The organism is Clostridium sp. AM25-23AC (genome assembly GCF_003435125.1).
Classification (GTDB): Bacteria; Bacillota; Clostridia; order Lachnospirales; family Lachnospiraceae; genus Pilosibacter; species Pilosibacter fragilis.
Genome location: NZ_QWGI01000012.1, coordinates 100,357 through 106,356, shown reverse-complemented (window position 1 = coordinate 106,356; position 6,000 = coordinate 100,357). Strand labels below are relative to the sequence as shown.

The 6,000-nt window shown below is 43.8% G+C and carries 4 protein-coding genes and 1 pseudogene; all 5 read left to right on the top strand.

Going from position 1 to position 6,000, the window contains the following annotated elements; all coding sequences use genetic code 11:
- Nucleotides 1-893, top strand: a pseudogene (locus DW677_RS09145) (relaxase/mobilization nuclease domain-containing protein); the annotation flags it as partial.
- Nucleotides 894-1,528: 635 nt separating this feature from the next.
- The gene (locus DW677_RS09140) at nt 1,529-2,065 is read left to right on the top strand and encodes a hypothetical protein (protein WP_107001171.1); all 537 of its coding nucleotides are present in this window, start codon (nt 1,529-1,531) and stop codon (nt 2,063-2,065) included.
- A gap of 808 nt (nt 2,066-2,873) precedes the next feature.
- Nucleotides 2,874-3,296 carry a sigma factor-like helix-turn-helix DNA-binding protein gene (locus DW677_RS09135; protein WP_107001170.1) on the top strand — a complete coding sequence of 141 codons (423 nt, stop codon included), beginning with the start codon at nt 2,874-2,876 and terminating at the stop codon, nt 3,294-3,296.
- A 490-nt stretch (nt 3,297-3,786) separates the two neighbouring features.
- The gene (locus DW677_RS09130) at nt 3,787-3,987 is read left to right on the top strand and encodes a hypothetical protein (protein ID WP_107001169.1); all 201 of its coding nucleotides are present in this window, start codon (nt 3,787-3,789) and stop codon (nt 3,985-3,987) included.
- A 400-nt stretch (nt 3,988-4,387) separates the two neighbouring features.
- Entirely contained in the window at nt 4,388-5,896 is a 1,509-nt protein-coding gene (locus DW677_RS09125; RefSeq protein ID WP_107001168.1) for a recombinase family protein, read from the top strand.
- Nucleotides 5,897-6,000 lie beyond the last annotated feature (104 nt).

Here is a 6,000-nt window from a genome sequence, read left to right as displayed (position 1 = left end):
GCAAGTATCGGAATTATGGAGAATGGCAGAAAGAACGAAAAGGGCCGCTTTCCTATCAGGACAGACTGCGCCTTGCCATTGATACTGCGCTGGCGGAACGCCCCGCTGATCTGGACGAATTTCTCAATCTGATGAAGCGGGCCGGATATGAGGTCAAGAAGGTTCGGGGCGGCGGTATCAGCTTCCGGCTGACCGGGCAGGGACAGGAACGCTTCACCCGTCTGCGCGCCTCCACGCTGGGGGACGGCTACGACTTGCAAGATGTTCTGGCCGCCATTGAGGGCAAAGAAAAACGCCCCGGGCACTCGGAGCGGAAAATCAGTCTGGCGGTGGATATTCAAGCGAAGCTGGCTGCCGGTAAGGGGCCGGGATATGAACGCTGGGCGAAGGTATTTAACATTAAGCAGATGGCTGCTGCCCTTGCCTATATACAGGACAATGGCCTGACCGATTATGAGCAGTTGGCACAGAAAGCCACCGAGGCAGCAGACCGTTTTCATGCCATTTCCGAGCAGATCAAGCAGACGGAACAGGCCATGAAAACCAATGCCGGGCTAAAGGCCGCAACGATTCAGTATGCCAAAACCCGTCCAGTCTTTGAGCAGTATAAGGCGACGAAGTACAGCCGGAAATTCCTTGCGGAGCATGAGGCCGACCTTGAACTGTACCGGGCTGCACAAGCGGAAATGCGCTCTCTGCTGGGCGGGGCGAAGCTCCCTAAAATGGATGTGCTGAAGGAGGAAGGCCGCAAGCTCACAGCAAAGAAAAAACAGCTCTATGGAGAATACCAGAAGGCACGACGGGATATGCAGGAGATCGTCACGATCAAGGCGAACATTGACACTCTGATGGGCTACACCGGGCCGGGACGAACGCAGGAAAAGGAGCGTTAAGGTTATGAAAATAAGGAGCAAAGCGACGCTGACACTTCGGGCCATGTTGGCCCGAAGATACGGGTTTGGGGCGAGCCCCAACAAGCCGCCTTTGTGCCACTTGTGGCCACAGAGGCATTGCTTGCCATTTAGCTATTTAGCAATATACTGCAAAAAAGATTATTGAGTTTATACAACATCTATTGTTTTACGCAATACCTCCTTAAAATATCTATATTAAGAAAATTCGCCACAAATTTTCGGTGATTTATCAATCGCTTTTCGAGTTTTTATATGTTTATGCAAAAAGAATGATATTTTTTTTATATCAACAAGTTCTCTTTCTTTTTATCGTTTTAACTCAAACATCAAAACACAAAACTTGAATACCCGGTTTTTATATCAGAAAAATATACGATATATGTTGATAATTAACAATTTATTAAGTTTTATTTACCATTTTTAGATTATATTGCATATATAGGGATTCTGTGGTATACTACAGTTAGTTATAAAAAGCTCATAACCGATTAGTAAAGGGAGGGATACCATTGGGGCTATAGAGGAGGAGAATTTGAGAGAATAGTGCCTTACATAATGGTGGGCGCTAAAAAATCTGAGTTTGTTACTATGGTAAAGTCTCAAGGAGGTCATTTATGAAGAAAGGTTTGAAAAAGGCATTGGGTCTGTTGGTAGCGCTGAGTCTCATGGTAGTTGGTAGCGCATTTAGTGCTCTTGCTGCTGATTCTCCAGAACAGAGACAAACATTCAGTGTCGATCTGAATAATTTTGACGAAAGCCAGCCCTATTCGGAAACATTACATTTCGAGAAGGACGGTCAGCCGGTAACAGTGACACTTAGCTATACGCCTCCTTTAACTCGTGATCCTGCTACTGAAGGAACGTGGAAATCGGATGCATTTTGGGGTGTCGCAGGTATGGATTACAGATTTGACTTATCAAAGAGTGGTAGCCAGTGGAAAATTTCTAATGCACGTGATTTAAATACCTACTGTGTTGGCGGAACGGTTGAAGATGAAAGTTTAGCCATTGGCCGTGCAACATCTACCTCAAGCAAAGCGGCCGAAGTGACTGGCTCTATGAGAGCAAATGTAGTCGGCGGAGTAGGAACACTTTCTTTCGCTTTAAGAACGGAAGTTTTTAATGGAGAAGTTTCTACCGTATTAAATTAAGAATAATATAAGTAGAGTCCTATTCAAAAAGGTGTTGATGTAAATATGTCGGCAATGTCTATATTTTTTCTAGTTGTATGCTCCGTCCTTGGACTTGGTGTTTTATACTGTATAGCTCGAATTATAGGATGGCTATTCAATCAGATAAAAAATAATGCTGATTAAGTGAAAGCAATTATACAATTTAAAAGGGTTGTTGCAAAGAGAAAAGTAATGTTCTGTATATGGTAGATTTAATAATTGACATATACTATATATAGTAAATTGAGTCTGTTTTGTAACAACCTTTTTAAAAGAAAATTTTTAGTAACAATTAGATAGAGTAGAGGTACGTTAACCATTAACATATCCTCTACTCTATTTTTTTATTTTTGCCTCCTATCTACGACAAATTTTGCAAAAAATACATTATATGATAATAAAAGAACTACGAGATTTTTACGCGGAGGTTGCTAATAACATGAGTTAGATTATTGAGAAAAAATAGATGAAGCAACGCCCCTTTTGCTTTACCTCCTCCTAGATGGGAGGAGTTTTATTCCAATTTAAACTTTTTTAAGGCTCAAACAAGCTGTTATTTGTTTGAGCTTTTTTTATGTTCGACACCTTATTTCAGGATTTGCTATCGAAACAGAGCCAGTCTTGAGATAAGCTGTCGAGGCTTTTTTAGAACGAGTAGCCATCTTTACTATTTTATAGATTTTTCACTGTTATTTTTTGAAAATTTCAGAAATTTCAGCCTACATATACGCTCCCCGCCGCTTCTGTTTTGTTGTCCATCCATCACAAAACAAAGCGGAGGTTCAATATGGCTATTATAAATTTACGGGACTATTACCCTTTTTATACGTCAGACTACTTTATGGAAGTACCAGAAGATGTTGTTGAAATGTTCAAGGAGTTTGACCGGAAGGAAGCCGCTTACCGTCTGCGTACATACCGGCACAAAGCCTATTACTCCCTGGATCGGAATGATGGAATTGAGCATGAGGCGCTTTTCGTTGCGTTCTCTCCCTATGAACTGTATGAGCGTAAAGTGACGATACAAGAACTCTATACCGCCATCTCACGACTGCCCGACAAACAGGCAAAGCGCATTTACGCTCATTTCATTCTCGGCTTGACGAAACAAGACATTGCCCGGGCCGAGGGTGTGGATGAAAAGGTCGTGCGGCTCGCCATTGAGCGCGGCCTTCGGAACTTGGAAAAAATTTTAAAAAAATTTTTATAAGGTGTACCGATTTCGCCTCAAAAATGAAATGGCTTATGAGAGGCAGTCAAAGCCTCGGGCCACATTGGCCCGAAGCGGGACACGCCTCACGCAGATTGAAAACTGAATAAAAGATAGACGGATACGAAGGGTGCTTGTGTCCAGTGACAGGCCCGCCATGACCTCTATTTTTACACTAGAGAGAGCGACCAGGCCCATGCCGTAGGCAGACTGTGGCAGGTCTGCCGGACAAAACACAAAACCCGGATACTTGCGATTAGTCACAATCCGAGCGTGCAGCGGTGTTGCGAACCGTGAGCCGTCGCAGGTAATGAGATCGCCTTGCCATCAGAATGGGGAGAGCTGAAATGCTATGGGACAAAAAGCCAACTGTCCGTCCGGTCTATCTGAAAAAACTTTCTAACCTGTGGGGCCCTTCCTCTATTACTGTCTGATGATAGGGCAACCGTTCTGGCTGGGCCCCATATTTTTCTATGAACAGGAGAATTTTATGAAGGAAAATATATCTAGTCCAGAATTAACGCTGAATATATGGAGTAATGACGCCTGCCGGGGCTATGTGATTATGGCCATGCAGGACTGTGGATTCACCCATAAAGATATTAGCCGTGTAGTAAATCAGCTTTATGGAGTGTTTGACTTATACACACTCAACGAGGCTGAACAGAAATATTATAACGGCGATTATTAGCTTCGGGCCAACGTGGCCCGAGGCTGGGGAAAGCTCAAAGGGCAGTTCCTTCCAGGGAGCCGCTTTTTTAGGTTTCCCCAGCAGACAAGAGGGAAGCTGGCCGCTGTTCATCCGTACTGAAAAGTGGAGGTTTTCGATGGTTCAATCTGTTACATACCAAAGCGAAAAACAATCCGTATATTTTCAAGGGAAACTTATCGTATTGGAAAATCTAATTCCGGTACTATCCCCGGATGAAAAGAACAAGCGAAAAAGAGAAATCGAAAATCACTTATATGATGTGTTCAGTAAATACACGGACAGATTTTACTAATCAACCGCAACATTGTTGTCCGGGGCTGCCTATGGTATAATATAATTGTAAGGTTGGTAGCTCCATTCCATACGGAAGGAGCCCAATATGGACATTATCAGAGAAGATTGTATATACGCGAGACAGTCGGTAGACCGTAAGGACAGTATCAGCATTGAAAGCCAGATTGATTTTTGTAAGTATGAGCTGAAAGGCGGAAGCTGTAAAGTATTCAAGGATAAAGGCTATTCCGGGAAGAATACGGACAGGCCGGAGTTTCAAAAGCTGTTAGGAGAAATCCGAAAGGGCCGGGTGCGGCGGGTAATCGTTTATAAGCTGGACAGAATCAGCCGTTCCATTCTGGACTTTGCAAACATGATGGAGCTGTTCCAGGAATATGACGTGGAGTTTGTTTCGTCCACAGAAAAGTTCGACACCTCAACCCCAATGGGGCGGGCCATGCTGAATATTTGTATCGTATTCGCACAGCTTGAACGTGAGACAATCCAGAAACGCGTCACGGACGCTTACTACTCCCGGTGCCTGAAAGGTTTTCACATGAGCGGACAGGCCCCCTATGGTTATCAGTTGGAGCCGACAGTGGTTGAAGGTATCCGCACAAAAAAGATGGTGGCAGACCCCGAAACTTCCCAATATGTAAAGCTCATGTTTGAAATGTATTCCGAGCCGGAAACGTCTTTTGGTGACATTACACGGTACTTTGAGGAACAGAACATCAAAGTTTACGGTAAATCGCTATTCCGTACCTTTATTTCACAGCTTTTAAGAAATCCTGTTTACGCACAAGCAGATTTAGAACTCTACGAATTTTTTAAAAGCCAGGGGGCGGCTATTGTCAATGACGCTTCCGATTTTGCCGGAACCAATGGCTGTTATCTCTATCAGGGCCGGGACGTGAAGGAGGATAAAGACAGGAGCCTGAAAGACCAGATACTTGTAATCGCTCCACATGAAGCGCTCATACCGTCTGATGTATGGCTGAAATGCAGGAAGAAGCTAATGACAAATAAGAGTTTTCAACAAGGACGTAAGCCGAAAAATACATGGCTTGCCGGAAAAGTTAAATGCGGGTGTTGCGGATATGCCTTAAAGGCAACACACGTTCCGAACAGCGAAGGCTATTTTCGCTGTAGTAAACGGACTGAAAATAAAGGCTGCCCGGGCTGTGGTAAAATCCGTAAATCTGAATTTGAGGAATTTATTTTCAGTGCTATGCGGGCGAGATTTAAAAATTTTCAAGTCCGCCATAGCCGGGAGGAAAAAGTCAATCCCAAACTGACCGCCCATCAAATTGAACTGGCGCAAGTTGAAGCCGAGATTGAAAAACTACTTGATACGCTAACCGGAGCCAACGCAACACTTCTTGCCTATGCTAACAAAAAAATTGAAGAACTGGACACTCGCCGCCAGACCATTTCAAAGGAGATTGCGGAAATGTCCATTGAAACAATGTCACCCCAAAAGGAGCAGGAACTCTCTTATTACCTCGACCATTGGGACAGCATTGAATTTGACGACAAAAGGAAAGCCGTTGACGGCCTGATTATTTCAATCAGCGCAACTAGCGACCACGTTCAAGTAGAGTGGAAAATCTAAGCTCTAACTTCTGGATTATCCCACTCTACTTACTTTCAAATCTATCTTTTCTTTTTAATCTTGTTTGTACCCCTTGTACACCGTTGCTTCCAATCAATTAAATA

Coding starts and splice junctions, on each gene's coding strand:
- DW677_RS09140 (WP_107001171.1), top strand. CDS start 1,529: ATGAAGAAAGGTTTGAAAAAGGCATTGGGTCTGTTGGTAGCGCTGAGT.
- DW677_RS09135 (WP_107001170.1), top strand. CDS start 2,874: ATGGCTATTATAAATTTACGGGACTATTACCCTTTTTATACGTCAGAC.
- DW677_RS09130 (WP_107001169.1), top strand. CDS start 3,787: ATGAAGGAAAATATATCTAGTCCAGAATTAACGCTGAATATATGGAGT.
- DW677_RS09125 (WP_107001168.1), top strand. CDS start 4,388: ATGGACATTATCAGAGAAGATTGTATATACGCGAGACAGTCGGTAGAC.